This is a genomic window from Acinetobacter sp. 22323, from assembly GCF_052044895.1.
GTDB lineage: Bacteria > Pseudomonadota > Gammaproteobacteria > Pseudomonadales > Moraxellaceae > Acinetobacter > Acinetobacter schindleri.
Map to the genome: position 1 here is coordinate 1 of NZ_JBQEOL010000050.1, position 646 is coordinate 646.

Below are 646 nucleotides of genomic sequence, written 5' to 3' on the forward strand. Positions count from 1 at the left end.
AATCGCGGTCGTTCCAGCGGTCGAGGTCGTGGCCGCAGCCATGATGACGATGATGATGACAATCGTGGTCGCTCAAGTGGTCGTGGCCGTAGCCGTGATGACGACGAAGATGACGATCGCGGTCGTTCCAATGGTCGAGGTCGCAGCCGTGATGACGACGAAGATGACGATCGCGGTCGTTCCAGCGGTCGAGGTCGTGGTCGTAACCGTGATGACGATGATGAGGACGATCGCGGTCGTTCCAGCGGTCGAGGTCGTGGTCGTAACCGTGATGACGACGATGATGATGACGATCGTGGCCACTCAAATGGTCGAGGCCGTAGTCGTAACCGTGATGACGATGATGATGACGATCGCGGTCGTTCCAGCAGTCGAGGTCGTGGCCGTAGCCGTGATGACGATGATGATGACGATCGCGGTCGTTCCAGCAGTCGAGGTCGTGGCCGTAGCCGTGATGACGATGATGATGACAATCGCGGTCGTTCCAGCGGTCGAGGTCGTGGACGCAGCCGTGATGACGATGATGATGACAATCGCGGTCGTTCCAGCGATCGAGGTCGTGGCCGCAGCCATGATGACGATGATGATGACAATCGCGGTCGTTCCAGCGGTCGAGGTCGTGGCCGCAGCCATGATGACGATGATG

Annotated in this window: 1 protein-coding gene; it reads left to right on the forward strand. The window is 59.0% G+C overall.

Annotated features, from left to right (window positions below; all coding sequences use genetic code 11):
* On the forward strand, nucleotides 1-646 hold a 646-nt coding region (locus tag ACTJIX_RS14840; RefSeq protein WP_440611565.1), incomplete at both ends, for a hypothetical protein.